Source organism: Azonexus sp. MM2026_4 (assembly GCF_055901855.1).
Map to the genome: position 1 here is coordinate 824,017 of NZ_CM148380.1, position 23,565 is coordinate 847,581.

Consider the following 23,565-nt stretch of genomic DNA (forward strand, 5'->3'; position numbering starts at 1 on the left):
AATCGGGTCTTGCCGGTCGGAAACCGCACGGCAAGGCGCATCGGGCGGCTGGCAAAACGGGCGATATAATAGCCCAAACCTCAAGGAGCCCCCATGAATCCCAACTGGCGCAGCTTTCTCGAATCGGCCGAAGCGAACTTCGCCGCCGACGCGACCGACGTTCTCGACTTTGGCGACGCTGCCGGCGAATTGCTCGCCGCCGGCCGGCAAACCGTTCTCGTCCCCCTCACCCACCTCGCCCTGCTCAGCGCCGAAGGCGAAGATGCCCAACGCTTCCTGCACAACCAACTGACCAACGACATCAATCATCTGGCCGACGGCAAGGCGCAACATGCCGGCTGGTGCACCGCCAAGGGGCGGATGCAGGCCAGTTTCGTCGTCTGGCACAACGCCGGCCGCTACGACATGGTGCTTGCCGCCGACCTCCTGGAAGCCACGCGCAAGCGCCTGCAGATGTTCGTGCTGCGCGACAAGGTCAAGCTCGCTGCCGGCGACGACACGGTACTGCTCGGCCTGGCCGGCGCCCAAGCCGGCGAGGCGCTGGGCGATGCAGGTCTGGCCTTGCCCGAAGCGCCACTGGCGATCGCCGTCAGCGGCGACATCACCGTCCTGCAACTCGAATCTCAGCGCTTCATCGTCGCCGCCCCGCTCAGCGCAGCCCCGGCGCTCTGGCAACAGCTTGGCGGCAAGGCGCGGCCGGCTGGCGTGCCGGCCTGGCGCTGGCTCGACGTGCAGGCCGCCTTCCCACTGGTGACGCTGGCGACCAAGGAAGAATTCGTGCCGCAGATGGCCGACTTCGAGAAGATCGGCGGCGTCAGCTTCCACAAGGGTTGCTACCCGGGCCAGGAAGTCGTCGCCCGCACCCAGTACCTGGGCAAGGTCAAGCGCCACCTCTACCGCCTCAGCGCCGACGTCCCGCTCAAGGCCGGCGACGACCTGTTCTCGCCCGACAACCTGGAACAGGCGGCCGGCAAGGTGATGACCGCGGCGCCGTCGGCGACTGGCGGTCACGTCGCGCTGGCCGTCGTGCAGTCCAATTTCGCGGCCAACCTGCGGCTCGGCTCGCGCGAAGGGGCACCGGTCTCGGCGGTCGCCGTCAATCCGGCCTGAGCGCCGGGCATGTGCCTGATCGTCGTCGGCTGGCGGGTGCATGCCGATTACCCGCTGCTGGTCGCTGCCAACCGTGACGAGTTTCATGCCCGACCGAGCGCCTCCGCCGGCTTCTGGCCGGCGGAACCGGAGATCCTCGGCGGCCGCGATCTCGAAGCCGGTGGCACTTGGTTGGGGGCGACGCGCGGCGGCCGCTTCGCCGCCGTCACCAATGTCCGCGAACCGGGCCAGCCGGCCGGCCGGCGCTCGCGCGGCGCCCTGACGACGGAATTCCTGCGGGCCACCGGTTCGCCCGCCAACTACGCAGCAAACGTCGCCCTCGACGATTACGCCGGCTTCAACCTGCTGCTGGCCGACCAGGACACGCTGCTCTACCTGTCCAACCGCGACGCCGGCCCGCGCCCGCTGGCGCCCGGCATCTACGGGCTGTCCAACCATCGCCTCGACACGCCCTGGCCCAAGCTGCTCAAGGCCCGTCAGCGTTTTGCCGCAGCGCTCGGCCATCTGCCCGATCCCGATGCCTGCTTCGAGCTACTCGCCGATCGGGCCATCGAGCCCGATGAAAGCTTGCCTGCCACCGGCGTGCCCTTGCCTTGGGAGCGTCTGCTTTCGGCGGTCTTCGTGCAGTCGGCGGATTACGGCACGCGCGCCTCGACCGTCCTGCTGCGCGACACCAATGGATCAATCACACTCTTCGAGAATAACTTTAACTCAGACGGGCAAGTTATTCAATCTTCAAGGATTTCAACTTCGGTGTAGCACGGCACAAGGGCGAACAGCTCGACGATGTCGGCATTGCGCATGCGCACGCAGCCATGCGAACCGGGAACGCCCATTTCCGCGCTGTCCGGCGAGCCATGGATATAGACATAGCGGCGCATGGTATCCACGCAGCCGAGGCGGTTGTGGCCGGGCTGGCAGCCGGAGAGCCAGAGGATGCGGGTGAGGATCCAGTCACGCCCGGGGAATTGCTCGGCGAGCTGCGGCGTCCAGATTTCGCCGGTCGGCCGACGGCGGACGAAAACCGTGTTGAGCGGCTGGCCGGCACCGATCTTGGCGCGGATGAGGTGACGGCCGCGTGGCGTCTGGAAGCTGCCGGAGATTTCGCCGACCCCGGCCTTGGCGGTCGACACCGGGTATTCGCGCAACACAGCGCCATTCTCGTCGAGGATCTGCAGCGCCTGGCGGGCGACCGAAACCAGCAGCTTCATTGCGCTTTCCGGCGGCGACCGGCAAAGAAGGCAGACAGCAGACGGCTGCATTCGTCGGCGAGTACGCCGCCCTCGACCGTCGCATGGTGGTTCAGGCGCTCGACGCCGAACAGGTCGACGACGCTGCCATGGACGCCGGTCTTGGCATCGCGGGCGCCGTAGATGACCCGGCTGATCCGCGCATGCATGATCGCCCCGGCGCACATCGCGCAGGGCTCAAGCGTGACGTAGAGCGCGCAGCCGGGGAGACGGTAATTGCCGAGGTTGCGGGCAGCATCGCGCAGGGCGGCAATCTCGGCGTGGGCGGTCGGGTCATGCTCACCGATCGGCGAGTTGAAGCCGCGACCGACGATCTTTCCATCAAGGACGACGACCGCGCCGACCGGCACTTCGCCCAGACATTCGGCGGCCTGCGCCAGCGAAATCGCCTCGCGCATGAAATACTCGTCGCCAAGGCCGGGCGCCGGGAGGTCGAGCGGGATATCCAAAGTCATGATCAGCGATGTGGTACGGGATGACGCGAAGTATACCCGCTCAGCCGAGCCCGGCTGCCAGGTAGTCCATCAACACGCGAACCCGGTGCGGAATGTGGCGGTTGCCAGGGAGCAGCGCGTAGATACCGAGCTCCGGCTGCGGAAAATCCTCCAGCACGGTCTCGACGCGGCCGGCGGCAAGCACCGCCTCGACGATGAAATCCGGCTGCAGCGTGATGCCCATGCCCAGCGCCGCCGCCTCGACCAGAACGTCGCCGTTGTTGGCCTGGATGCGGCTGCGCACGGGAAATGCCTGTAATTGACCGTCGACCGTGAACTGCCATTGCTGCACGTTGCCGCCGGCCGCGTAGCCCAGGCATTCGTGGTGGATCAGCTCTGCCGGATGGCGCGGCCGACCGTGGCGGGCCAGATAGTCGGGTGCCGCCACCGCGTGCAGGCGGACGCTGCCGATGCGCCGAGCAACGTCGCCACCGGCGAGCTGGCGGGTGATGCGCAACGACAGGTCGATGCCCTCCTCGATCAGCTTTACCTGGCGGTCGCTGTAGTCCATGTCCAGCGTCACTTCCGGGTAGCGGCGGGCGAAATCGAGCAGTAACGGCGCCACCCGCTTGAGGCCGAAGCTGAGCGGCACACTGACGCGCAAGTGGCCGCGCGGCGCTTGATTCTCATCGGTGAGCTCGTTCTCGGCGGCTTCGACCAGGTTGAGGATGACCCGGCATTTCTCCAGGTAAGCCGCACCGGCGGCGGTCAGTGACAGGCGTCGCGTGCTGCGCGCCATCAGCTTGACGCCAAGGCGGCTCTCCAGCCCGGCGATCTGGCGCGTCACCACCGAGCGGGCGACGTCGAGCTGCTGGGCGACGGCGGAAAAACTGCCGAGTTCGGCGACCCGGACGAAGAGGCGCATCGCGTCGAGACGGTCCATTGTTGCAACTCCAGCAATAATTATTTCCACATTGTCGGCTATTTCGCGCGAACGATGGCGAATAAAGTACGTCCATCGCACAGGAGTCATGCCATGACCTTACCGCTTCCCACCCTCTTCGTACCGCACGGCGCGCCGACTTTCGCGCTCCAGCCGGGCGCCGCCGGCGCCGCGCTGGCCCGGCAGGCGGCAACGCTGCCGCTGCCGCGGGCGATCGTCGTCGTCAGCCCGCACTGGGACACCGCCGTCGCCACCGTCGGCAGCGCAAAACGGCTGGAAACGATCCATGATTTCTGGGGCTTTCCACGCGAACTGTACGCGCTGAATTACCCCGCCAGCGGCTGTCCGGAAGCTACCCGCGAAGTCGCCGCCGCACTGACGGCCGCTGGCCTGGCGGTCGACATCGACGACGGGCGAGGGCTCGATCACGGCGCCTGGGTGCCGCTGCGGCTGATGTTCCCGGACGCGCAGATTCCGGTCATCCCGCTGTCGCTACAGAGCCGGGGCGGACCGCAGCAGGCCTGGCAACTGGGCCGGGCGCTGGCGCCGCTGGTCGGGCGCGGCTTCCTGGTCGTCGCCTCGGGCAACATCACCCACAACCTGCGCGACTTCCAGCGCGCCTACGCCGCTGGTGGCCAGACGCCCGCTTACGTGCACGAATTCGCCGACTGGCTGGACGCGCATCTGGCTGCCGGCGACCGCGACGCCCTGCTCGACTATCGCCGGCTAGCCCCCGGCGCCGTTCAGGCGCAACCGACCGAAGAGCACCTGCTGCCGCTCTTCGTCGCCCTTGGCGCGGCCGGCGACGACGCGCAGGTCGAACGTTTCCACGCAGGCATCGACGACTACGTGCTGGCGATGGATGCCTACCAGTTTTTGCCCAAATCGAGAGCTTGACCATGAAAAACCACTACACCGCCACCGCCAAGTCCCTGCACTGGGTCTTGGCCGTCCTCATCATCGGCCTGCTCGCCCTCGGCTTCTACATGCAGGACCTGCCGCTGTCGCCGGAGAAGCTGAAGCTCTATTCCTGGCACAAGTGGGCCGGCGTCACCGCCTTCCTGCTCGTCCTCGTCCGCCTTGCCTGGCGCGCCGGCCACCGCCCGCCGCCGCTGCCGGCCGGCATGCCGAAGCCGCTGCAACTGGCGGCGCACGGCGGCCACCTGGCGCTCTACGGGCTGATGCTGGCGATGCCGCTATCCGGCTGGCTGATGAGTTCGGCCAAGGGCTTCCAGACCGTCTGGTTCGGCCTGCTGCCGATCCCCGACCTGCTAGCCAAGGACAAGGCGCTCGGCGATCTGCTGCAGAACGTGCATGCGACGCTCGCCGTGCTCTTCGTCCTGATCCTCGTCGGCCACGTCGCCGCCGCCCTCAAACACCACTTCATCGACCGCGACGACATCCTGAGCCGGATGCTGCCCGCCCGCCCCACCACGGAGAACTGACATGAAACACGCCATTACCACCCTCGCCCTGCTCGCCGCGCTGTCGCCGCTAAGTGCCGGTGCCGTCGAATACAACCAGGTGCTGCCGGCCAAGAGCAGCGTCGCCTTCACCTACCAGCAGATGGGCGTCGCGGTCGACGGCCAGTTCCGCAAGTTTTCCGGCCAGCTCTCCTTCGACCCGGCCAAGCCCACCGCCGCCCGCGTCAGCTTCGACGTCGAGCTGGCCAGCGTCGACACCGGTGCCCCGGAAGGTGATGCCGAAGTCGCCGGCAAGCCGTGGTTCAACACCGCCGCCTTCCCGGTCGCCCGCTTCGTTTCCAGCGGCGTCAAGGCGCTCGGCGGCAATCGCTACGAAGTGGCCGGCAAGCTGACGATCAAGGGTCGCACCCAGGATGTCGTCGTTCCCGCCACTTTCACCGCGCAGGGCGCCAGCGGCATCTTCGAAGGCGCCTTCACGCTGCGCCGCGCCGATTTCGCCATCGGCGAAGGTAGCTGGGCCAAGTTCGACATCGTCGCCAACGACGTCCGCCTCAAGTTCCGTATCGCCGCCAGCGGCAGGTAACCCCCAACCCCAAGGAGAAAACCCCATGAAAAAGCAACTCGCCAGCCTCGTTCTCGCCCTCGCCGCCGCCAGCCCGGCCCTCGCCGCGCCGGAAACCTACACGGTCGACGGCACCCACACCTTCCCGCGCTTCTCGTACAGCCACTTTGGCTACTCGACCCAGCTCTCGCGCTTCAACAGCACCAGCGGCAAGGTCGTCTATGACGCCGCCGCCAAGACCGGCACGGTCAACATCGTGATCGACGCCAAATCCGTCGATACCGGCTACGCCACTTTCAACGAGCACATCCAGGGCGAGGATTTCCTCGACACCGCCAAGTTCCCGACCGCCACCTTCAAGTTGACCAAAGTCGTTTTCGAAGGCGACAAGCCGGCCAAGATCGAAGGCCAGCTGACGATCAAGGGCGTCACCAAGCCGGTAACGCTGACCGTCACCGACTTCAAGGCGGCACCGCACCCGATGCTGAAGAAGAACGCCATCGGCGCCAACGCCTGGACGGTGATCAAGCGCTCCGAATTCAACGCCGGCAAGTACGCACCCTATGTCGGCGACGATGTTCGCATCGATATCGCGATCGAGGCGATCGCGCAGTAAGCCACTGATCAGAAAATGAAAACGGCGCCTTGCGGGGCGCCGTTTGCGTTAGCGGTGATCCGGGCTTGGTAGCGCGATTGACATGCGCACCGTGGCCTACTCCTGACCTAATCCTGAAACGCCCGGCTGACGGCCTCGACGATCTCCGCCCACACACCGGGCTGCGTCAACACTGGCATTTCCCTGGCAAGCACATTGCTGAGTTCGCCACGGTTCTGTTCAATCGAGCGCAGCACCCTGTCCGCCTGCGGGTCCGGCATCTCGACCACTTCCTTGAGCGCGGCGCGTGCCCGGGCATGGCTGCGCAGGTAACGTGACTCTGCGCGCATCTGTTCAGTCAGGGTTCGCCCGATGACGTTGGAGAGGAAAACCACATGAGGTCCCAGATCGGGATAACGCCACAGCGGTCTGGCCTGTTCGGCACCGTGGAAGGCGAAATTCGACACCACGCCATCCGGGTAGGTGGTCCGTACCGGCTCGAACACGACCTGCTCCCGAACGGCCTGTATCAAGGGCTTGGATACCTCATCCAGCACCCGGTCATAGCCGCGCCGCTCCCCGGCGTCGTCCGTGATGACGGCGGATACGGGCAGAATCACCGGCGCCGGAATCACGCCATCGCGGCGCAAGATGTCGTTGACCAGAAACCGATGCACACGACCATTGCCGTCGGCCAACGGGTGGATGTAGACGAAGCCGAAAGCCGCCACGGCGCTACGCATCGTGGGCGACTGTCCTTGCGTTCTTTCGAGGAATGTCTGCAGCCCGTCCAGCATCGCGGCGATCTCGTCAGCCGGAGGCGCCACGTAGTGCACGACCTCCTGATAGCGCACTGTCTCACCAACGAATACCGGGGACTGGCGCATCCCGAAATGGGAGATCGTTGTCCGTCTGCCCAGGATTTCCTGCTGCAACTCAGCCAATGCTACATCGCTGAACGGCAAATCTCCCTGACCGGTACGCCGCGCCATCACCTCCGCAAAACGCTGCACCCGCCCGGCCTGATCGCCTTCCCCTTCGATGGCGAAGCTGGCCTTGCTCTCTCGCAGCGTCATCCAGACTGCCGCCCGCAGCAGCAGGTCTTCGCCAAACTCAGCGGTCAGTTCCCCGAACAGGCGCGGCACGTCGAGACTGGCAGCCAGATTCACCGCGTCGGTCTTGACCACCATGGGGCAAAAACTCCGAGTCCCCGGCAGGTTGTCATTCACCCGCCAGCGCTGCACCTTGACGACCCGCTCGTGTGAGGCTGCCACCAGCTTGGCATCGTCAATGGCATCGACGTAATTTCCCCCCAGACGTTCCGGCACCGCCAGCGTCTCACCCGTCAGCCATTCGTACATGAAGGCAGCGCGGCGGGCATACTGGCCGGTCGGTTCCGCCATGACCCAAGCCTGAACGAAATCCGGACCGCTTCGCTCGAAGAGGCGAGCGAGGAATTCCAGATGAGGCACCTCGTGACGAAGGTGAAACTGCAGGTGTGCCGCTGGCTCCATCGCTGGCCGCATGGCCTCGGTATAGACCTCTGAACGAAAGCCGTTGTCGACCTGGGTCGCACGCCGCCCTCCGATCTGACTGATCACGGGCGGCTTGCCCAGCGGCATTACGCCGTAGGTCTGCGCCAGCCAGGCAGCGCCAATCAAATCAGCCGGTAATCCGCTCATGCGGCGTCTCCAGGGAATACTGTTTTCGTTTGCTCAAAAACGATTATGCAAATAATGGTTCGGTATTTATCGGGTTAAAACTGCGTGAAATCGATTGCAATAAATACACTTCGCTCAAAAACGATTATGCAATAGATCAACTGACTCTCCAATACTCTTCAAATACTGGCCCAAACATCGCTTCGGTTTTCCGGCTGAATGCGAATACGGTCAACAGTGCATAAAAGAAAACCCCCAGCATCTGCCGGGGGTTTCAGGGGTTTTCCGATGGCGACCGATAGTCGCCGGAAGCTTTGGGATCATTCCCACTCGATCGTCGCTGGCGGCTTGCCGGAGACGTCGTACACTACTCGGTTCAGCCCGCGCACTTCGTTGATGATCCTGTTGGAAACGCGCCCGAGCAGTTCGTACGGCAGATGCGCCCAGTGGGCGGTCATGAAGTCGCTGGTGACGACGGCGCGTAGCGCGACGACGTTCTCGTAGGTGCGGCCGTCGCCCATGACGCCGACGCTCTTGACCGGCAGGAAAACCGCGAAGGCCTGGCTGGTCAGGTCGTACCAGGTCTTGCCGATGTCGGCCTCGGTGCAGGCACCAGCCGCGACATCGCGTTCGGTGGCAACGGTGGCGCGCAGTTCGTCGATGAAGATCGCATCGGCGCGTTGCAGCAGGTGCGCGGCCTTCAACGTCACTTCGCCGAGGATGCGCACGCCCAGGCCCGGGCCCGGGAACGGGTGGCGATAGACCATCTCGCGCGGCAGGCCAAGCGCCACGCCGAGTTCGCGGACCTCGTCCTTGAACAGCTCGCGCAGCGGCTCGAGCAGTTTCAGATGCATGTCTTCCGGCAGGCCACCGACGTTGTGGTGGCTCTTGATGGTGTGGGCGCCCTTCTTGCCCTTGCCGGCCGATTCGATCACGTCCGGGTAGATCGTGCCCTGGGCCAGCCACTTGGCCGACACCAGCTTCTTCGATTCGGCCTGGAAGACCTCGACGAATTCCTTGCCGATGATCTTGCGCTTCTGTTCCGGGTCGGAGACGCCGGCCAGCTTGCCCATGAAGTCATCGACCGCATCGACGCGGATGACCTTGACGCCGAGATTGCGCGCGAACATGTCCATGACCATGTCGCCTTCGTTCAGGCGCAAGAGGCCATGATCGACGAAGACGCAGGTGAGCTGGTCGCCGATCGCGCGGTGGATGAGCGCCGCCGCCACCGAGGAATCGACGCCGCCGGACAAGCCAAGGATGACGTCATCGCTGCCGACCTGGGCGCGGATCGCTTCGACGGCTTCGGCAATGTAGTCGCCCATCACCCAGTCGGTACCGCAACCGCAGATGCCATGCACGAAGCGTTCGAGGATGCCCCTGCCCTGCAGCGTGTGAGTGACTTCCGGGTGGAACTGGACGGCGTAGAAACCGCGGCTTTCGTCGGCCATCGCCGCAATCGGGCAGGACGGCGTCGACGCCATGGTCTTGAAGCCGGGCGGCAGTTCCATCACCGAATCACCGTGGCTCATCCACACCTTGAGCATGCCGTGGCCTTCGGCCGTGGTGAAATCGGCGATGTCCTTCAACAGCGCCGTATGGCCGTGCGCCCGCACTTCCGAGTAGCCGAATTCGCGCGCCTTGCCGGCGGCTTCGGCAGTCATCACCTGGCCGCCCAGTTGCTGCGCCATGGTCTGCATGCCGTAGCAGATGCCGAGCACCGGAATGCCCAGTTCGAAAACGATCTTCGGCGCGCGCGGCGTATCGCCCTCGGTGACCGAATTCGGGCCGCCCGACAAGATGATGCCTTTGGCGCCGTAGTTGCGGATGAAGTCATCCGAGACGTCGTAGGGATGGATCTCGCAGAAGACCTTGGCTTCGCGCACGCGGCGGGCGATCAGCTGGGTGACCTGGGAACCGAAATCGAGGATGAGGATTTTCTGGTGGGACATGTTCACAACCTTGAATGAAAAAGGCGGCTGAATTAGCCGCCCTTCTGGACACTGGAACGATCAGTCGAGGTGATAGTTCGGCGCTTCCTTGGTGATCTGCACGTCGTGCACATGCGACTCGCGGATGCCGGCCGAGGTGATCTCGACGAAACAGGCCTTCTCGTGCATATCGGCAATGCTCGGCGTACCCAGATAGCCCATCGACGAGCGCAGGCCACCCATCAGCTGGTGGATCACGGCGAGCACCGAACCCTTGTACGGGACGCGACCTTCGATACCTTCCGGCACGAACTTGTCGACGTTGCCGGTGTTCTCCTGGAAGTAACGATCCGAGGAGCCGGCCTGCATCGCGCCGAGCGAACCCATGCCGCGGTAGGACTTGTACGAGCGGCCCTGGAACAGCTCGACCTCGCCCGGGGCTTCCTCGGTGCCGGCGAACAGGCCACCGAGCATGACCGTGTCGGCACCGGCGGCAATCGCCTTGGCGATGTCGCCGGAGTAGCGGATGCCGCCGTCGGCGATCATCGGCACACCGCTGCCCTTGAGCGCTTCGGAAACGTTCTGGATGGCGGTGATCTGCGGCACGCCGACACCGGCAACAATGCGCGTGGTGCAGATCGAGCCGGGGCCGATGCCGACCTTGACGCCGTCGGCGCCGGCATCGACCAGCGCCAGCGCGGCGTCGGCGGTGGCGATGTTGCCGCCGATGACCTGAATCTGCGGGTAGTTCTTCTTGACCCACTTGACGCGGTCGAGCACACCCTGCGAATGACCGTGCGCGGTATCGACGACGACGACATCGACGCCGGCCTCGGCCAGCAGTTCGACGCGTTCCTCGGTCCCGGCACCGACACCGACCGCCGCACCGGCGCGCAGGCGGCCGCTGGCGTCCTTGTTGGCGAGCGGGTGCTCGGTGGACTTGAGGATGTCCTTGACGGTGATCAGGCCGCGCAGTTCGAACGCGTCATTGACCACCAGCACGCGCTCCAGGCGATGCGTGCGGATCAGCTCCTTGGCTTCCTCGACGCTGGCGTCCTCGCCAACGGTGACCAGGCGCTTGCGCGGCGTCATGATCGACTTCACCGGCTGGTCGAGATTGGTCTCGAAGCGCAGGTCGCGATTGGTGACGATACCGACCACCTTGCCCGACTTGTCGATCACCGGCAGGCCGGAAATGCGGTGCTGACGGGTGATCTCGATGACGTCGCGGACCGTCATGTTCGGCGTGACAGTAAACGGGTCGCGCAGGATACCCGACTCGAAACGCTTGACCTTGGCCACTTCGGCGGCTTGGGCGCGGGACGAGAGATTCTTGTGGATGATGCCGATACCGCCTTCCTGGGCCATGGCGATGGCCAGGCGACCTTCCGTCACGGTATCCATGGCGGCGGAAAGCAGCGGCAGATTCAGGGTGATGTCGCGGGTCAGGCGGGTGGACAGACTGACGTCACGGGGAAGAACTTGAGAATGGGCGGGGACGAGCAGGACGTCGTCGAAAGTGAGGGCTTTTTGCAGAAGTCGCATGGCCTTTGATCCAAGGTCACAAAATCGTATTATACAGAAATCCGAGCCACGCCTTCACGAGCCAATCATGAACAAAGCCCTGTTTGCCGCACTGTTGGTTGCCCCCATCCTGATGTCGAGCGTTGCCCATGGGCAAACCTATCAATGGAAAGACAGCACCGGCAAGACCGTGATTTCCGACACACCGCCGCCGGGCTCGACAAAAAACAGCCGCTCCATTGGCACCAAGCAACCCAATGTGGTTACCGGCACCGGTGACGCAACCCCAGCGCAAAATCAGACGCCCCAAGGCGCCAAGAACGATGCGCCGCAAACCATCGCCGAGAAGGAGCTGGAATTCCGCAAACGCCAGCAGGAAGCCAAGGAAAAGGCCGAAAAGGACGAAAAGGAAGCAACCGCGACACGCGAAAAACGGGACACCTGCGAACGCGCCCGCAACAATTACCGGATGTTGCAATCCAACCGGCAAATTTCCCAAGCGGACAGCAAGGGAAACCTGCAGACCATGGATGATGCAAAGCGTAGCCAGGAACTCGAGCGGACCCGCCGCATCATGCAGGAAGCCTGCAAGTAAGGCGCGTCACGCTCAGCGCGATCAGGCGTCGGTATCCCCGGCGCCTTTTTTCATGACTTTGCCTTCGGCGGCGCGCTGCTTGCGGACTTCCTTCGGGTCAGCGAGCAGCGGCCGGTAGATCTCCACGCGATCGAAATCGCGGATTGCAGCGTCGAGCTTGGCAAGCTTATTCCAGATGCCGAACTTGTTTTTCTGAAGATCGATTTCCGGGTATTTCGCCAGCAGCCCGGAAGCCTCGACGGCCTGCTGCAAGGTGGAACCCGGTGCCAGACGCAGGCGGACCACCTCCTGGCGTGTCGGCAAGGGATAGCAGACCTCGACGTTGATCATTTCATCGGCCATGACCGGCTCCATAGACCTGTGCGGCGCGGCGCACGAAGGCATCGACAAAGGTGTTGGCAATATGGCTGAACACGGGACCGATCACCTTTTCGAACAGCTTGCTGGAGAACTCATAGTGCAAGCGGAACTCGATCTTGCAGGCGTTCTCCGCGAGCGGACGAAAATGCCAGGCCCCTTCGAGGCGACGGAACGGGCCATCAACCAGACGAATTTTCATCAAGGTCGGGATTTCCTTGTCGTTCTCGGTGGTGAAGCTCGACTTCACGGCGTGATAATTGATGTGCAGGGTAGCGATCGTCTTCCGCTCGTCCCGCTGCTTCAGCTCGGTACGGCTGCACCACGGCAGGAAAGCGGGATAGTCCTCGCAACGATCGACCAGTTCGAACATCTGCAGCGCCGAGTATTCGATCAAGACAGTTTTTTCGACCAAGGCCATGCTGCAGCGGTATTCCTGTAATCCTGTAGAATCGCGGATTTTAAAGGAACGCGCGGCGGCATGAGCATCACGGTCAATAAAAAAGCCTTTCACGACTACTTCGTCGAAGAGAAGTACGAGGCCGGCATCGTGCTCGAAGGCTGGGAGGTCAAGGCGATCCGCGCCGCCCGGATGAACATCAAGGAATCCTACGTGATCATCCGCCATGGCGAATTGTTCCTGATCGGCATGCACATCACGCCGCTATCGACCGCCTCCACGCACAACCGGCACGACCCGGTGCGCACCCGCAAACTGCTCCTGCACGCCCGCGAGATCGGCAAGCTGATCGGCAAGGTCGAGCGCGCCGGCTACGCCCTGGTCCCCCTCGACCTGCACTTCGTCCGCGGCCGCATCAAACTTGAAATCGGTCTCGCCAAGGGCAAAAAGCAACATGACAAACGTGCCGACCAGCAAGAGAAGGAAGGCAAACGAGAGGCCCAACGCGCAATGAAGGAAAAGCTGCGCTGAGCGCAATGAGCATGGACACCCTGCTCTACTGGGTGGGCATGGCAGCGGTCGCCGTCAATGCCCTGACCGGCGTGCTCGATTCGGCGCGCAAGCGGATGGACCTGATCGGCGCCCTGCTGGTTGCCGTCGCCACCGCACTGGGCGGCGGTACCGTACGCGATCTCCTGCTCGACCGCAACGTCTTCTGGGTGGTCGATCAAACCTACCTGGTGGCCGCTCTGGGCACCGCCATCCTCGCCTTCATCGTCGTCCGCCACCGCCACCTGCCGGCCAACCTGTTCCTGATTCCGGACGCCATCGGCCTCGCGCTGTTCACCATCGTCGGCACCCAGGTTGCGCTGCAATGGCATACCCCATGGCTGGCGGCCAGCCTGATGGGCGTCATCACCGGCGTTGTCGGCGGCGTACTGCGCGATATCCTGTGCAACGATGTCCCCAGCGTCTTCCTCAAGGGCGAACTGTATGCGACAGCGGCCTGGCTTGGCGCCTTGTCGCTGATTGCCTTGCAAACCCTGGGAATGACACCGGTCGCCGCAGCCTGGGTAGCGATGGGCGTCGTCCTGCTGCTGCGCCTGCTGGCCCTGCGTTTCAAATTGACGCTACCGGCTTTCGGCTAGAAATCGACATGTCGCGCAAACCCGGCAACACAAAAGCATTGCTTTCGCCTATGCTGTTCATGAAATGAAAAGCGTCCGTATCCTACTTGCCGATGATCAATTGCTGGTTCGCGCCGGTATCCGGGCCTTGCTCGAAAGCCTTCCCGGCTATACCGTCGTAGCTGAATGCGCCAGCGGCGCCGAGGTGCCGGCGGCGATTGCAGCCGGACAACCGGATGTCCTGCTGCTCGACATCGCCATGCCCGGCCCCTCGGGTATCGAGGTAGCTAAAATGCTGCGCAGCTACGACGGCGAGTTGCGCATCCTCGTCTTGTCGAGCATCGAACGACGGGAAATCGTCGAACAGGCGCTGGACGCCGGCGTCAATGGTTACCTGCTCAAGGATTTCCTGCTCGACGAACTGCAGTTGGCGTTGGCGACGGTGCTCGCCGGCCGCTCCTTCCTGTCACCCAAGATCCGCGATCTGATCAAGCCCGCCGGCAGCAATGATGGCGACCGCGGCGAGCGGCTGACCACGCGCCAGATCGAAATCCTGCGTCTGGTTGCCGGCGGCAGCACGACCAAGGAAATCGCCCGGCAACTCGAAATCAGCCCAAAGACCGTGGAATTTCACCGGGCCCGTTTGATGCAGCGCATCGGCGTCCGCGACGTGACCGGCCTGACCCGCTTTGCTGTCCAGAACGGCCTGGTTTACTGAAAATCAGGGCCGCCTGCCCTGCGCTTCCAGATAATTCAGCAGTTCGGCATGGACCAGAGCCATGGAATCCCGCAAGCGGGTACTGCGTGCCAGCCAGTCGACCTGCACGCCATCACGGCGATGGCAATAGAGCATGTATTCCAGCTCGCGCGCCAACGCTACCGTCTGATGAGCGGAAAACAGAACGCAACTGCTGCGGATGTCATGCGCGGCATCCTGCATCGCCAGGATATCGTGATCGGTGGCAGCTCGCTCCAGGCGGGCAACCAATTGAGGATAATTTTCCAGAAAAATGCGGATAAGCCGTTCCGCTGCAGCTCGATTGCGTCCCAGATTCACCAAGAGGTAATCCAGGTTGCACGCCTGCCCGTCTTTGTTCTCGTCGATTGCATCCGACATGGACGAACACCTTCTTGTTCTTCGTGTTGTTCGTCATAGCTTAGAAACAAAGGGGGGATCGGGGAACCGGGTATTACCCTAGGGGATCAGGCGCCTGGCGAACAGCAGGTCTTCCCAGGCCTTCGCCTTGTCGAGCTGACTGCGCAACAGGTATGCCGGATGATAAGTCACGGCGACCGGGATGCCGGCGTATTCGAAACGCTTGCCGCGCATTCCCGCCAAGGCGCCGTCGTTGCCCAGTATGGTATGAGCGGCTGCCTTGCCGAGCAGAACGATGACCCTGGGTTTGAGCAGCGCAATCTGCCGTTCCAGCCAGGGACGACAGGCCGCCATCTCGGCCGCTTCCGGGGTTCGGTTGTTGGGCGGCCGGCATTTGACGGCGTTGGCGATGTACACCTTGGTACCGCGCGTCATCCCCAGCGCATCCAGCATTGCGTCGAGCAGTCTGCCGGCCTGGCCGACGAAAGGTTCGCCGCGCGCATCTTCCTCGGCCCCCGGACCTTCGCCGATGAACAGCCAGTCGGGGTTGTGGTCGCCAATTCCCGGCACGACCTGGCGGCGTTGCTTGCAGAGCTCGCAGGCCCGGCAATCGCGGATTCCCGCCAGCAAGGCTGGCCAGTCGAACTCAGCCACGCCACTTGCCGGCTCCGTCTGCGCCGGATTTTCCGAAGACGGGCCAGCCGCCGGCGCCGGCGTTTCGATTGCCAGCGGCTCGGCGGCGGCAGAAAGTGGTTCGCGCAAGGTCCAGAGTGGCGAAATCCCCATTTCAACCAGCATTTGTTCACGGCTCAGTGGCATGCCGGCAACTCCCTTTCGAAAACCAGCGCATCCTCGCGGCCCTGGCGAGCCGGATAGTAATCCTTGCGCCGGCCGATCTCGTGAAAACCGAAATGCCGATACAACGAGACAGCTCGCGCATTGCCGGGACGAACCTCGAGAAACATCCGGAGCGCTCCGTTCTGTGCGGCATTCGTCATTGCCTGCCGCAACAGGCGCGCACCAAAGCCCCGCCCCTGATGCTGCGGCGCAATGCCGATGTTGAGAAGATGCGCTTCGTCGAGCACCTGCATGACCACCGAAAAACCGATCACCTCGCCACCGATGCTGGCGATCCAGGCACTGTAGCCGGCATGCAACGAATCGGCGAAGTTGCCCCGGGTCCAGGGAAACTCCTGCAGGGTGGCCTCCACCGCGCTCACCGCGTCGAGGTCAGCAACGCCCATGGGGAAAAAATCCAGGGCAAGCGCTGTCAGGCCGGTCAAGCCCGCCCCCCCTCGCGCAAACGTTCGGCAACCGTTTTCGCGACTTTGTCGCGGATGTACAGCGGCACGGCCAGTGCCGGATCGACCCCGGCGCCGGCCTGCAGGCGCGCTGCCGCCAGCCGGGCAACCCAGGCGGCTTGCGGCAGTACGTCTGCCTGCAGCGAAAAACCGGCGGAGATCAATCGTTCGGCCAGTACGGGATAGGCCGCCAGGGCATTGCCGCAAGCCAGCCAGCCGGCCCCGGCCTCCTGCCAGGTCAGTTCGGCGGGCGGGACGACGCGAATCTCGTCGATCAGGACAGGCGAAGCATCAGCATTCCGGTAGGCGGCCGCATAAACCTCGCCCATGCGTGCATCGAGCAAGCTCAGCACCTGACTGCCGCCGCTGGCTGCCGCCATGCATTCCAGGCTGGTCACCGGCAGTAGCGGCAGATCGGCCGCCAGCGCCAGCCCCTGGGCGGCGCCGCAGGCAACGCGCAAACCGGTGAAAGCCCCAGGGCCGACGCCGAAGGCGATGCCGTCGAGCGCATTGACCGTCGTTCCGGCCCGGGCGAGTAATTCGCGCACCAGCGGCAACAGGGTTTCGGAGTGCGAGCGCCCGTCCGGGCAAGCGCTTTCGAGCACGACGCCATCGCGCCACAGCGCACAGCCACCGTGCTCGGTCGAAGTTTCAAGGGCCAGGATCTGCATGGGCCGACATTCTACCGGAGGCAGCCGGCGTTCAGTCGCGGCGATGTCTCCGCTCGTAGCGCCAGTCCCGGTCCTGCCTTTCATGCTGCTGGCGCATCTCGTCGCGCAAGCGCTGCCGCTCTTCCCGCGGCCACTCCTGCCAGCGCTGCCCGGGATCGTCGCGCTGCTGCCGACGGTCGTAAGCATCCTGGCGCCAGTTCTCGCGCATCTGCCGACGCAATTCCCGGCGGTCGTCGGAGGGAAAATCATAACGATGGTCGCCGGCAGCCGCTGGCCCTGCCGGCAACAGCAGCATGGCGAGAAGCGGAACGATCAGGCGGATTTTCATCTTGCGCAGCATTTTATAGTGTTTTCCAGACGCAACCATTGTCCGACTTGGGCCGCCCGAAGGATCGATCGAGTTGTAATCGAATGTTTCCCGCGCCCGACCGGGATATCCTTTGTTACCATTTCCCGCATTGCCAGCCGGCGCACCCCTTATCCTTGCCGCATGAACGAAAACAACCAGCACATTCTCGTCGTCGATGACGACGCCCGCCTGCGTGACCTGCTGACCCGCTACCTCGGCGAACAGGGCTTCGTCGTCAAGGCGGTCGGCGATGCCCAGCAGATGGAAAAGACGCGCAGCCGCGAGCATTACCACCTGATCGTCCTCGACCTCATGCTGCCCGGCGAGGACGGCCTGTCGATCTGCCGCCGGCTGCGCGGCCAGGGCGACCGGACGCCGATCATCATGCTCACCGCCAAGGGCGACGAAGTCGATCGTATCGTCGGTCTGGAAATGGGCGCCGACGACTACCTGCCCAAGCCTTTCAACCCGCGCGAACTGCTCGCCCGCATCCACGCCGTGATGCGCCGCCAGGGCAACGTGCCGCCGGGGGCGCCGGAAGAAGCGCCGGAAGCCGTCCGCTTCGGCAACATCGAAGTCGATTTCTCGGCCCGCACGCTGAAACGCGGCGACGAAATCCTGTCGCTGACCACCGGCGAATTCGCCGTCCTCAAGGTGCTGCTGCAGCATCCGCGGCAGCCGCTGTCGCGCGACAAATTGATGACCCTGGCCCGTGGCCGCGAACAGGGACCGTTCGACCGCGCCATCGACGTCCAGGTGTCGCGCCTGCGCAAGCTGATCGAGAACGATCCTTCGCAACCGCGTTACCTGCAGACGGTCTGGGGCTTCGGCTACGTCTTCATGCCGGACGGCGCCGCCCGGGAAAGCTGATGCCGCGCTCGCTGCTGGCGCGCACCTTCTTCCTGCTCGCCTTGCTGGTGCTATCGAGCACCGCCGGCTGGCTGGCGCTGTTCAGCCACATCGACGTCGAACCGCGGGCCCGCGAATCGGCGGCGATGGCGACCTCGGCGGTCAACCTGATCCGCGCCTCGATCTTCGCCGCCGCGCCGGACAAACGTCCGCGCCTGTTCGCCGAATTCGCCTCGACCGAAGGCATCCGCCTGCTCCCCGCCGAGGACCAGGATCAACTGGTGCCGATGCCGGAATCGCGCTTCCACGAGTTGATGCGGGAAACGATCGTCGCCCGCCTCGGCCCGACGACGCGGATCGCCGCCGAGGTCAATGGCGAACCCGGTTTCTGGGTCAGCTTCCGTCTTGACCCGAAGGACGAGGACGAATTCTGGCTGGTCCTGCCGCGCGAGCGGGTGACGCGCGATTTCGCGGCACGCTGGCTGAGTTGGGCGGCGCTGGCGGTGGGTCTGGCGCTGGTCGTCGCCTGGCTGATCGCGTCGCGCCTGAGCCGGCCGCTGAAGGCGCTGGCGCGTTCGGCGCAGGCGGTCGGCCGCGGTCAGACACCGACGCCGGTGGCCGAAGACGGTGCCGAGGAAATGCGCGCGCTGGCCGCCGCCTTCAACACCATGGCCAGCGACCTCGCACGCCACGACAAGGATCGCTCGGAAGTGCTCGCCGGCATCTCGCACGACCTGCGCACGCCGCTCACCCGCCTGCGCCTGGAAGCGGAGTTGAGCGTCAGCGACGAAGCGGCGCGCCAGGGCATCGTCGCCGACATCGAGCAGATGGAATCGGTGATCTCGCAGTTCATGGATTACGCCCGCGCCGAATCGGGCGAGGCGCCGGAAGTCGCCGACCTCGCCGCGCTGCTGGCGGCGATCGGCGAACGTCAGGCGGCCATTGGCCGGCCGCTGGACGTCGACCTCGACGGCGTGAGCAGCGCCGAAATTCGCCCCAAGGCGGTCAGCCGGGCGGTGATCAACCTGATCGACAATGCCTGGAAATACGGCGGCGGCGCGGTCAGCCTGAGCGCCAGCGAGGTCGGCGACGAAATCCGCATCGAAGTCACCGACCGTGGCCCGGGCATCCCGGAAAGCGAACTGGAGCGCCTGAAGCGCCCCTTCACCCGGCTCGAAGTGGCACGCACCGACGTCACCGGCACCGGCCTCGGTCTCGCCATCGTCGAGCGCATCGCCCGCCTGCACGGCGGGCGGCTGGAACTGCTGGCCAACCCGGGCGGCGGCCTGCTCGCCCGGCTGGTTCTCAAGTCAGGCTAGGGCCGGATAGTCGGTGTACCCCGCCGCGCCCGGCGAATAGAAAGTCGCCGGGTTGGCGCTGGCGAGCGCCGCGCCGCTGCGCAGACGGGCTGGCAGGTCCGGGTTGGCGATGAAGGGCACGCCGAAAGCCACCGCATCGAGCTGGCCGGCGGCGATCGCTGCCGCCGCCTCGGCACCGCTGTAGCCCATGTTGCCGATCAACACGCCACGGTACGCCGCGCGCGCCGGCGTCATCACGTCGCCCTGCTGCTGGCCGAGAAAATCGGCGCGCATCAGGTGCAGGTAGGCCAGGCCAAAATCGTTGAGGCGCCCGGCCAGCCAGGCGGTCAGCCCGGCCGGATCGCTGTCGATCATGCTGTTGTAGCTGTTGAGCGGCGAGATGCGGACACCGACCCGGTCGCTGCCCCACACCGCGCAGGTCGCTTCGAGCACTTCCAGCAGCAATCGGGCGCGGTTGGCCAGCGGACCGCCGTAGGGACCGCTGCGCCGGTTGGCGCCGTCGCGCAGGAATTCGTCGAGCAGGTAGCCGTTGGCGCCATGCACCTCGACCCCGTCGAAACCGGCGCGCAGCGCGTTTTCCGCAGCCCGGCGGAAGGCGTCGACGATGCCAGGCAGTTCATCGTCGCGCAGTTCGCGCGGTACGGCATAAGGCTTCTTGCCTTCCGGGGTGTGGACCTCGTCATTGGTGATGGCGAGCGGACTCGGCGCCACCGGCAACGCGCCGCCGTTGAGCAGCGGGTGGCAGGCGCGACCGCCGTGCCAGAGTTGCAGGAAGATGCGGCCACCCGCCGCGTGCACGGCGTCGGTCACCCGTTTCCAGCCGTCGACCTGCGCCGCGTCGTAAATCCCCGGTTCGCTCTGGAAGGCGCTGTTGCCGGCCATGACCATCGTCGCCTCGGCGATCAGCAGGCCGGCGCCGGCGCGCTGCGCGTAGTGCTCGGCGATCAGGGCGCCTGGAACGTGCCCGGGCTCGGCGCGACAACGCGTCAGCGGCGCCATGAAAACGCGGTTGGGCACGGTCAGGGCACCGAGCTTGAGCGGTTCGAACAGGGCATTCATGCGGGGTTCTCCGGAAAAGGGTAGGACTGGACGACACGATAACGCGACCCGCTCGCCGAGCGCTGCGAGCGGACCAGGGCGAAGCCTTGACAGCGCCAGGCCGCCGGCGGTTCCAGCAGGCTGGCCGCCGGTGCCCGCGTGCCCTTGCGCAGCAAGGTGAGATGCGGGAAGAACCCGGTTTCTCCCCGGTTGACCGCAAACCCCGCCGCCATCAGCCGCGCGCGCAGGATCGCCGCCAGTTCGCCCAGCGCTGCCGGCGGCGCGTTGCAGCCGGCCCAGACGATGCGGTTGTGCGGCCAGTAGCCAAGGCGGTCCAGCGTCAGATCGAACGGCGGCAGCGCCAACCCCTGCGCGGCGGCGGCAAGATCGGGCAGGCGGGATGCGTCAATGTCGCCGACGAAGGCCAGCGTCAGATGAACGGTGTCGGCGCGTGTCGGCCTGCCGCCGCAAGTCGGTGCCAGTTGCCCGGCCAGCCCGGCGAGGTCGTCGGCCAGCGCGGCCGGCGGCCAGAGGGCGAAGAAAACGCGGGCGGTTTCAGTCGCCACGGACGACGAGGACGATCGCCTGCGCCTCGATCGCTTCCTCGCGGCCGAGGTAGCCGAGTTTCTCGTTGGTCTTGCCCTTGAGGTTGACGCAATCGACGCCGATGCCAAGATCGGCGGCGATGTTGGCGACCATGGCCGGTGCGTGCGGTGCCAGCTTCGGCTTCTGGGCGATCAACGTCGCGTCCACGTTCACCGTCCGCCAGCCTTTTTCGGCGAGCAGCGCGACGGCGGCGCGCAGCAGGACGCGGCTGTCGGCGCCGGCGTAGCGGGGGTCGGTATCGGGAAAATGGCGGCCGATGTCGCCGAGCGCGACGGCGCCGAGCAGCGCGTCGGTGATCGCATGGAGCAGCGCATCGGCGTCGGAATGACCGAGCAGCCCGGTCGGATGATCGATCTCGACGCCGCCGAGGATCAGCTTGCGCCCCTCGACCAACTTGTGCACGTCGTAGCCCTGCCCGACCCGGATGTTCATTTGCGTCCTCTCAGGATCATCGCGGCCAGCGCCAGGTCGGCCGGAAAAGTGACTTTCAGGTTGGTCGAATCGCCGCGCACCAGTTTCGGCTTCAACCCCAGCGCCTCGATGGCGCCGGCTTCGTCGGTGACCGCGTTGTGCTTTGCCAGGGCCTCGACCAGTCGACCGTAGCGGAACATCTGTGGCGTCTGCGCCTGCCACAGGCCGTCGCGCGGCTCGGTGGCGGCGACGCGCTGGCCGGCGTCGGCGCGTTTCAGCGTATCGGCGACCGGCACGGCGAGGAGACCGCCGACCGGATCGTCGGCCAGCTCGTCGCACAACGCGTCGAGCATCGACCGGCTGAGGCAGGGACGCGCCGCATCATGGACCAGGATCCAGTCGTCGTCGGCTACCGTCGCCGCCGCCTGCAGGCCATTGCCGACGCTTTCGGCGCGCGTGGCACCGCCGCAACGCACGGTTTCCAGCTTGGCGCCGAGCGCCGACCAGTCGTAACGTGGCCACCACGGGTCATCCGGCGCCAGCACCACCCAGACGCGTTCGATCGCTGGATGGGCGGTCAACGCCGCCAAAGTGTGGAAAATCAGCGGCCGACCGAGCAGGTCGAGGTACTGTTTCGGCTTCTCGGCGCCGAAGCGCGCGCCGCTGCCGGCAGCGGGAACGATTGCGTAATGTCTGGGCATGGCTTAATTTTAGCGAAGAACACGCAAAAGAGAGGATGGGCATGAGTTTCGTCGCTCCCGAACTGGCCGCACCGGTCGAAGCATTCGCCACCGCGCTCGGCATCGGCCTGCTGATCGGCATGGAACGGGAGCGGCGGCCGGACTCCGCCGCCGGCCTGCGCACCTTCTCACTGGTCGCCATGCTCGGCTGCCTGTTCGCCATGCTCGGCGAGAAAAGCGGCAATCCCTGGCTACTGGCGGTCGGCCTGGTAGTGCTGGCGATATCGATGGTCGCTTCCAATTTTTCCACGCAGCAGGAAGAGCAGTATCGCGGCTTCACCTCGGAAGCGGCGATCATCGTCACCTACGGCCTGGGCGCCGCGGTCTGGCTGGATTACGCGACGCTGGCGGTGATGCTGGCGATCACGACGACGGTGCTGCTCTACTTCAAGGCCGAGCTGAAACAGTTCAGCGAACGAACGACGCCGAAGGATCTCAATTCCATCCTGCAGTTCGCCGTGCTCTCGCTGGTCATCCTGCCCATCCTGCCGAACGCCAGCTTCGGCCCTTACGCGGCGATCAACCCGCGCCAGGTCTGGTGGATGGTGGTGCTGATTTCCGGCCTGGCGCTCGCCGGCTACCTCGCCCTGCGCATCATCGGCGCCCGCCACGGCGCCGCCGTGCTCGGCATCTTCGGCGGCCTGGCGTCGTCAACCGCGACGACCATGATGTTCTCCCGGCACGCCGCCGAACACGGCCACCTGGTACGCATGTCGGCGATCGTTATCCTGATCGCCAACGTCATGGTCATGATCCGCCTCGGCATCATCGCCAGCATCGTCGCCCCCGGGCTGATCGGGCCGATTGCCGTCATTTTTGCGTGCGGCATCGTGCCCGGCGTGATCATGTCGCTGTACGGCTGGAAGATCCTCAGCGAAGCCGGCGAACTGCCGATGCCGGAAGTGAAGAACCCGACCGAACTGAAGACCGCCGTTTCCTTCGGCCTGCTCTACGCCGTCGTCCTGCTCGCCGCCGCCTGGCTGCAGGACATCGCCGGCAACAGCGGTCTCTACATCGTCGCCCTGGTCTCCGGCCTGACCGACGCCGACGCCAGCGTGCTGTCCACGCTGCGCATGTTCAACCTCGAACGCGTGCTTGCCGCCGACGCGGTGATCGCCGTGACGCTGGCGCTGATCGCCAACCTGGTGTTCAAGATCGGCCTGGTGATCAGCATCGGCGGCCGGACGCTGGCCCGCCACGCGCTGCCCGGCCTGCTGGCGATCGGCGCCGGCATGGGCGTCGGCCTGCTGCTGGTGTGAAGGAGGAATG

Annotated in this window: 30 protein-coding genes; 13 read left to right on the forward strand and 17 right to left on the reverse strand. The window is 65.1% G+C overall.

From position 1 onward, the window contains the following. Nucleotides 1-93 precede the first annotated feature (93 nt). Together ygfZ and AC0KWY_RS03770 are read left to right on the forward strand one after the other, a co-directional pair. Nucleotides 94-1,110 (forward strand): CAF17-like 4Fe-4S cluster assembly/insertion protein YgfZ, encoded by a 1,017-nt coding sequence (ygfZ, locus tag AC0KWY_RS03765; protein ID WP_474028315.1) that lies wholly within the window; start codon nt 94-96, stop codon nt 1,108-1,110. Between the two features lie 9 nt (nt 1,111-1,119). Then, a complete protein-coding gene (locus tag AC0KWY_RS03770; RefSeq protein ID WP_474028316.1) occupies nt 1,120-1,869 on the forward strand; it encodes an NRDE family protein in 750 nt (249 codons plus the stop codon). Here the strand turns inward: AC0KWY_RS03770 and AC0KWY_RS03775 are convergent. From AC0KWY_RS03775 to AC0KWY_RS03785, 3 genes are read right to left on the reverse strand one after another with little or no spacing between them, the layout of a single operon-like run. Then, nucleotides 1,839-2,321 carry a L,D-transpeptidase family protein gene (locus AC0KWY_RS03775; protein ID WP_474028317.1) on the reverse strand — a complete coding sequence of 161 codons (483 nt, stop codon included), beginning with the start codon at nt 2,319-2,321 and terminating at the stop codon, nt 1,839-1,841. The genes AC0KWY_RS03770 and AC0KWY_RS03775 overlap by 31 nt on opposite strands. Further along, the gene (tadA, locus tag AC0KWY_RS03780; protein ID WP_474028318.1) at nt 2,318-2,815 is read right to left on the reverse strand and encodes a tRNA adenosine(34) deaminase TadA; all 498 of its coding nucleotides are present in this window, start codon (nt 2,813-2,815) and stop codon (nt 2,318-2,320) included. Before tadA ends, AC0KWY_RS03775 begins: the two co-directional genes overlap by 4 nt. Before the next feature lie 40 nt (nt 2,816-2,855). Next, the gene (locus AC0KWY_RS03785) at nt 2,856-3,737 is read right to left on the reverse strand and encodes a LysR family transcriptional regulator (protein ID WP_474028319.1); all 882 of its coding nucleotides are present in this window, start codon (nt 3,735-3,737) and stop codon (nt 2,856-2,858) included. Between the two features lie 93 nt (nt 3,738-3,830). Between AC0KWY_RS03785 and AC0KWY_RS03790 the strand changes: the two genes are divergently transcribed. The 4 genes from AC0KWY_RS03790 to AC0KWY_RS03805 are packed head-to-tail and all read left to right on the forward strand — an operon-like array spanning nt 3,831 to nt 6,339. Next, complete coding sequence (locus AC0KWY_RS03790; RefSeq protein WP_474028320.1) at nt 3,831-4,634, forward strand: DODA-type extradiol aromatic ring-opening family dioxygenase; 804 nt, start codon at nt 3,831-3,833, stop codon at nt 4,632-4,634. A gap of 2 nt (nt 4,635-4,636) precedes the next feature. After that, on the forward strand, nt 4,637-5,182 hold the full coding sequence (locus tag AC0KWY_RS03795) for a cytochrome b (protein ID WP_474028321.1): 546 nt from the start codon (nt 4,637-4,639) through the stop codon (nt 5,180-5,182). Nucleotide 5,183: 1 nt separating this feature from the next. Beyond that, entirely contained in the window at nt 5,184-5,744 is a 561-nt protein-coding gene (locus AC0KWY_RS03800; protein WP_474028322.1) for a YceI family protein, read from the forward strand. Between the two features lie 25 nt (nt 5,745-5,769). Next, nucleotides 5,770-6,339 carry a YceI family protein gene (locus AC0KWY_RS03805; RefSeq protein WP_474028323.1) on the forward strand — a complete coding sequence of 190 codons (570 nt, stop codon included), beginning with the start codon at nt 5,770-5,772 and terminating at the stop codon, nt 6,337-6,339. Nucleotides 6,340-6,446: 107 nt separating this feature from the next. Here the strand turns inward: AC0KWY_RS03805 and AC0KWY_RS03810 are convergent, their stop codons facing one another. From AC0KWY_RS03810 to guaB, 3 genes are all read right to left on the reverse strand, one after another. Next, nucleotides 6,447-8,000: a Fic family protein gene (locus AC0KWY_RS03810; protein WP_474028324.1), complete on the reverse strand. Its 1,554-nt coding sequence runs from the start codon at nt 7,998-8,000 to the stop codon at nt 6,447-6,449. Nucleotides 8,001-8,299: 299 nt separating this feature from the next. Then, on the reverse strand, nt 8,300-9,934 hold the full coding sequence (guaA, locus tag AC0KWY_RS03815) for a glutamine-hydrolyzing GMP synthase (RefSeq protein WP_474028325.1): 1,635 nt from the start codon (nt 9,932-9,934) through the stop codon (nt 8,300-8,302). Nucleotides 9,935-9,994: 60 nt separating this feature from the next. Then, nucleotides 9,995-11,458, reverse strand: coding sequence for an IMP dehydrogenase (gene guaB, locus AC0KWY_RS03820; RefSeq protein ID WP_474028326.1), 1,464 nt, complete (start codon nt 11,456-11,458; stop codon nt 9,995-9,997). Between the two features lie 67 nt (nt 11,459-11,525). Between guaB and AC0KWY_RS03825 the strand changes: the two genes are divergently transcribed. Beyond that, nucleotides 11,526-12,032 (forward strand): DUF4124 domain-containing protein, encoded by a 507-nt coding sequence (locus AC0KWY_RS03825; RefSeq protein ID WP_474028327.1) that lies wholly within the window; start codon nt 11,526-11,528, stop codon nt 12,030-12,032. Between the two features lie 21 nt (nt 12,033-12,053). Here the strand turns inward: AC0KWY_RS03825 and AC0KWY_RS03830 are convergent, their stop codons facing one another. Together AC0KWY_RS03830 and AC0KWY_RS03835 are read right to left on the reverse strand one after the other, a co-directional pair. Beyond that, on the reverse strand, nt 12,054-12,374 hold the full coding sequence (locus tag AC0KWY_RS03830) for an RnfH family protein (RefSeq protein WP_474028328.1): 321 nt from the start codon (nt 12,372-12,374) through the stop codon (nt 12,054-12,056). After that, nucleotides 12,364-12,810 carry a type II toxin-antitoxin system RatA family toxin gene (locus tag AC0KWY_RS03835; protein WP_474028329.1) on the reverse strand — a complete coding sequence of 149 codons (447 nt, stop codon included), beginning with the start codon at nt 12,808-12,810 and terminating at the stop codon, nt 12,364-12,366. Before AC0KWY_RS03835 ends, AC0KWY_RS03830 begins: the two co-directional genes overlap by 11 nt. A 60-nt stretch (nt 12,811-12,870) precedes the next feature. On the opposite strand from AC0KWY_RS03835, the gene smpB reads away from it, so the two are divergent. The 3 genes from smpB (at nt 12,871) to AC0KWY_RS03850 (ending at nt 14,634) form a co-directional block, all read left to right on the forward strand. Beyond that, entirely contained in the window at nt 12,871-13,320 is a 450-nt protein-coding gene (smpB, locus tag AC0KWY_RS03840; RefSeq protein ID WP_474028330.1) for an SsrA-binding protein SmpB, read from the forward strand. A 5-nt stretch (nt 13,321-13,325) separates the two neighbouring features. Next, nucleotides 13,326-13,937 carry a trimeric intracellular cation channel family protein gene (locus AC0KWY_RS03845; RefSeq protein ID WP_474028331.1) on the forward strand — a complete coding sequence of 204 codons (612 nt, stop codon included), beginning with the start codon at nt 13,326-13,328 and terminating at the stop codon, nt 13,935-13,937. Between the two features lie 64 nt (nt 13,938-14,001). Beyond that, nucleotides 14,002-14,634: a response regulator gene (locus AC0KWY_RS03850; RefSeq protein WP_474028332.1), complete on the forward strand. Its 633-nt coding sequence runs from the start codon at nt 14,002-14,004 to the stop codon at nt 14,632-14,634. A gap of 3 nt (nt 14,635-14,637) precedes the next feature. Here the strand turns inward: AC0KWY_RS03850 and AC0KWY_RS03855 are convergent, their stop codons facing one another. The 5 genes from AC0KWY_RS03855 to AC0KWY_RS03875 form a co-directional block, all read right to left on the reverse strand. Next, on the reverse strand, nt 14,638-15,033 hold the full coding sequence (locus tag AC0KWY_RS03855; protein WP_474028333.1) for an Hpt domain-containing protein: 396 nt from the start codon (nt 15,031-15,033) through the stop codon (nt 14,638-14,640). A 78-nt stretch (nt 15,034-15,111) separates the two neighbouring features. Then, the gene (locus AC0KWY_RS03860; RefSeq protein WP_474028334.1) at nt 15,112-15,831 is read right to left on the reverse strand and encodes a uracil-DNA glycosylase; all 720 of its coding nucleotides are present in this window, start codon (nt 15,829-15,831) and stop codon (nt 15,112-15,114) included. Then, nucleotides 15,822-16,295, reverse strand: a complete 474-nt coding sequence (rimI, locus tag AC0KWY_RS03865) for a ribosomal protein S18-alanine N-acetyltransferase (RefSeq protein ID WP_474028335.1) — start codon at nt 16,293-16,295, stop codon at nt 15,822-15,824. The genes AC0KWY_RS03860 and rimI overlap by 10 nt, the downstream gene beginning before the upstream one ends. Further along, nucleotides 16,292-16,984: a tRNA (adenosine(37)-N6)-threonylcarbamoyltransferase complex dimerization subunit type 1 TsaB gene (gene tsaB, locus AC0KWY_RS03870; protein WP_474028336.1), complete on the reverse strand. Its 693-nt coding sequence runs from the start codon at nt 16,982-16,984 to the stop codon at nt 16,292-16,294. The genes rimI and tsaB overlap by 4 nt, the downstream gene beginning before the upstream one ends. 31 nt (nt 16,985-17,015) lie before the next feature. Beyond that, entirely contained in the window at nt 17,016-17,324 is a 309-nt protein-coding gene (locus tag AC0KWY_RS03875) for a hypothetical protein (protein ID WP_474028337.1), read from the reverse strand. Nucleotides 17,325-17,474: 150 nt separating this feature from the next. Between AC0KWY_RS03875 and ompR the strand changes: the two genes are divergently transcribed. Next, nucleotides 17,475-18,203, forward strand: a complete 729-nt coding sequence (gene ompR, locus AC0KWY_RS03880) for an osmolarity response regulator transcription factor OmpR (RefSeq protein ID WP_474028338.1) — start codon at nt 17,475-17,477, stop codon at nt 18,201-18,203. Further along, complete coding sequence (locus AC0KWY_RS03885; RefSeq protein ID WP_474028339.1) at nt 18,203-19,501, forward strand: ATP-binding protein; 1,299 nt, start codon at nt 18,203-18,205, stop codon at nt 19,499-19,501. The genes ompR and AC0KWY_RS03885 overlap by 1 nt, the downstream gene beginning before the upstream one ends. Here AC0KWY_RS03885 and AC0KWY_RS03890 read toward each other — a convergent pair. The 4 genes from AC0KWY_RS03890 to ispD are packed head-to-tail and all read right to left on the reverse strand — an operon-like array spanning nt 19,493 to nt 22,257. Next, complete coding sequence (locus tag AC0KWY_RS03890) at nt 19,493-20,560, reverse strand: alkene reductase (RefSeq protein ID WP_474028340.1); 1,068 nt, start codon at nt 20,558-20,560, stop codon at nt 19,493-19,495. The genes AC0KWY_RS03885 and AC0KWY_RS03890 overlap by 9 nt on opposite strands. Further along, a complete protein-coding gene (thpR, locus tag AC0KWY_RS03895; protein WP_474028341.1) occupies nt 20,557-21,105 on the reverse strand; it encodes an RNA 2',3'-cyclic phosphodiesterase in 549 nt (182 codons plus the stop codon). The genes AC0KWY_RS03890 and thpR overlap by 4 nt, the downstream gene beginning before the upstream one ends. Next, nucleotides 21,095-21,577: a 2-C-methyl-D-erythritol 2,4-cyclodiphosphate synthase gene (gene ispF, locus AC0KWY_RS03900; RefSeq protein WP_474028342.1), complete on the reverse strand. Its 483-nt coding sequence runs from the start codon at nt 21,575-21,577 to the stop codon at nt 21,095-21,097. Before ispF ends, thpR begins: the two co-directional genes overlap by 11 nt. Beyond that, on the reverse strand, nt 21,574-22,257 hold the full coding sequence (gene ispD, locus AC0KWY_RS03905) for a 2-C-methyl-D-erythritol 4-phosphate cytidylyltransferase (RefSeq protein ID WP_474028343.1): 684 nt from the start codon (nt 22,255-22,257) through the stop codon (nt 21,574-21,576). The genes ispF and ispD overlap by 4 nt, the downstream gene beginning before the upstream one ends. Before the next feature lie 41 nt (nt 22,258-22,298). Here ispD and AC0KWY_RS03910 point away from each other — a divergent pair, with 41 nt between their 5' ends. Then, on the forward strand, nt 22,299-23,555 hold the full coding sequence (locus tag AC0KWY_RS03910) for an MgtC/SapB family protein (RefSeq protein ID WP_474028344.1): 1,257 nt from the start codon (nt 22,299-22,301) through the stop codon (nt 23,553-23,555). Nucleotides 23,556-23,565: the final 10 nt, after the last annotated feature.

Excerpts from the sequence above, each read along its gene's own strand:
- ygfZ (WP_474028315.1), top strand. The coding sequence starts at position 94 with ATGAATCCCAACTGGCGCAGCTTTCTCGAATCGGCCGAAGCGAACTTC.
- AC0KWY_RS03770 (WP_474028316.1), top strand. The coding sequence starts at position 1,120 with ATGTGCCTGATCGTCGTCGGCTGGCGGGTGCATGCCGATTACCCGCTG.
- AC0KWY_RS03775 (WP_474028317.1), bottom strand. The coding sequence starts at position 2,321 with ATGAAGCTGCTGGTTTCGGTCGCCCGCCAGGCGCTGCAGATCCTCGAC.
- tadA (WP_474028318.1), bottom strand. The coding sequence starts at position 2,815 with ATGACTTTGGATATCCCGCTCGACCTCCCGGCGCCCGGCCTTGGCGAC.
- AC0KWY_RS03785 (WP_474028319.1), bottom strand. The coding sequence starts at position 3,737 with ATGGACCGTCTCGACGCGATGCGCCTCTTCGTCCGGGTCGCCGAACTC.
- AC0KWY_RS03790 (WP_474028320.1), top strand. The coding sequence starts at position 3,831 with ATGACCTTACCGCTTCCCACCCTCTTCGTACCGCACGGCGCGCCGACT.
- AC0KWY_RS03795 (WP_474028321.1), top strand. The coding sequence starts at position 4,637 with ATGAAAAACCACTACACCGCCACCGCCAAGTCCCTGCACTGGGTCTTG.
- AC0KWY_RS03800 (WP_474028322.1), top strand. The coding sequence starts at position 5,184 with ATGAAACACGCCATTACCACCCTCGCCCTGCTCGCCGCGCTGTCGCCG.
- AC0KWY_RS03805 (WP_474028323.1), top strand. The coding sequence starts at position 5,770 with ATGAAAAAGCAACTCGCCAGCCTCGTTCTCGCCCTCGCCGCCGCCAGC.
- AC0KWY_RS03810 (WP_474028324.1), bottom strand. The coding sequence starts at position 8,000 with ATGAGCGGATTACCGGCTGATTTGATTGGCGCTGCCTGGCTGGCGCAG.
- guaA (WP_474028325.1), bottom strand. The coding sequence starts at position 9,934 with ATGTCCCACCAGAAAATCCTCATCCTCGATTTCGGTTCCCAGGTCACC.
- guaB (WP_474028326.1), bottom strand. The coding sequence starts at position 11,458 with ATGCGACTTCTGCAAAAAGCCCTCACTTTCGACGACGTCCTGCTCGTC.
- AC0KWY_RS03825 (WP_474028327.1), top strand. The coding sequence starts at position 11,526 with ATGAACAAAGCCCTGTTTGCCGCACTGTTGGTTGCCCCCATCCTGATG.
- AC0KWY_RS03830 (WP_474028328.1), bottom strand. The coding sequence starts at position 12,374 with ATGGCCGATGAAATGATCAACGTCGAGGTCTGCTATCCCTTGCCGACA.
- AC0KWY_RS03835 (WP_474028329.1), bottom strand. The coding sequence starts at position 12,810 with ATGGCCTTGGTCGAAAAAACTGTCTTGATCGAATACTCGGCGCTGCAG.
- smpB (WP_474028330.1), top strand. The coding sequence starts at position 12,871 with ATGAGCATCACGGTCAATAAAAAAGCCTTTCACGACTACTTCGTCGAA.
- AC0KWY_RS03845 (WP_474028331.1), top strand. The coding sequence starts at position 13,326 with ATGAGCATGGACACCCTGCTCTACTGGGTGGGCATGGCAGCGGTCGCC.
- AC0KWY_RS03850 (WP_474028332.1), top strand. The coding sequence starts at position 14,002 with ATGAAAAGCGTCCGTATCCTACTTGCCGATGATCAATTGCTGGTTCGC.
- AC0KWY_RS03855 (WP_474028333.1), bottom strand. The coding sequence starts at position 15,033 with ATGTCGGATGCAATCGACGAGAACAAAGACGGGCAGGCGTGCAACCTG.
- AC0KWY_RS03860 (WP_474028334.1), bottom strand. The coding sequence starts at position 15,831 with ATGCCACTGAGCCGTGAACAAATGCTGGTTGAAATGGGGATTTCGCCA.
- tsaB (WP_474028336.1), bottom strand. The coding sequence starts at position 16,984 with ATGCAGATCCTGGCCCTTGAAACTTCGACCGAGCACGGTGGCTGTGCG.
- AC0KWY_RS03875 (WP_474028337.1), bottom strand. The coding sequence starts at position 17,324 with ATGCTGCGCAAGATGAAAATCCGCCTGATCGTTCCGCTTCTCGCCATG.
- ompR (WP_474028338.1), top strand. The coding sequence starts at position 17,475 with ATGAACGAAAACAACCAGCACATTCTCGTCGTCGATGACGACGCCCGC.
- AC0KWY_RS03885 (WP_474028339.1), top strand. The coding sequence starts at position 18,203 with ATGCCGCGCTCGCTGCTGGCGCGCACCTTCTTCCTGCTCGCCTTGCTG.
- AC0KWY_RS03890 (WP_474028340.1), bottom strand. The coding sequence starts at position 20,560 with ATGAATGCCCTGTTCGAACCGCTCAAGCTCGGTGCCCTGACCGTGCCC.
- ispF (WP_474028342.1), bottom strand. The coding sequence starts at position 21,577 with ATGAACATCCGGGTCGGGCAGGGCTACGACGTGCACAAGTTGGTCGAG.
- ispD (WP_474028343.1), bottom strand. The coding sequence starts at position 22,257 with ATGCCCAGACATTACGCAATCGTTCCCGCTGCCGGCAGCGGCGCGCGC.
- AC0KWY_RS03910 (WP_474028344.1), top strand. The coding sequence starts at position 22,299 with ATGAGTTTCGTCGCTCCCGAACTGGCCGCACCGGTCGAAGCATTCGCC.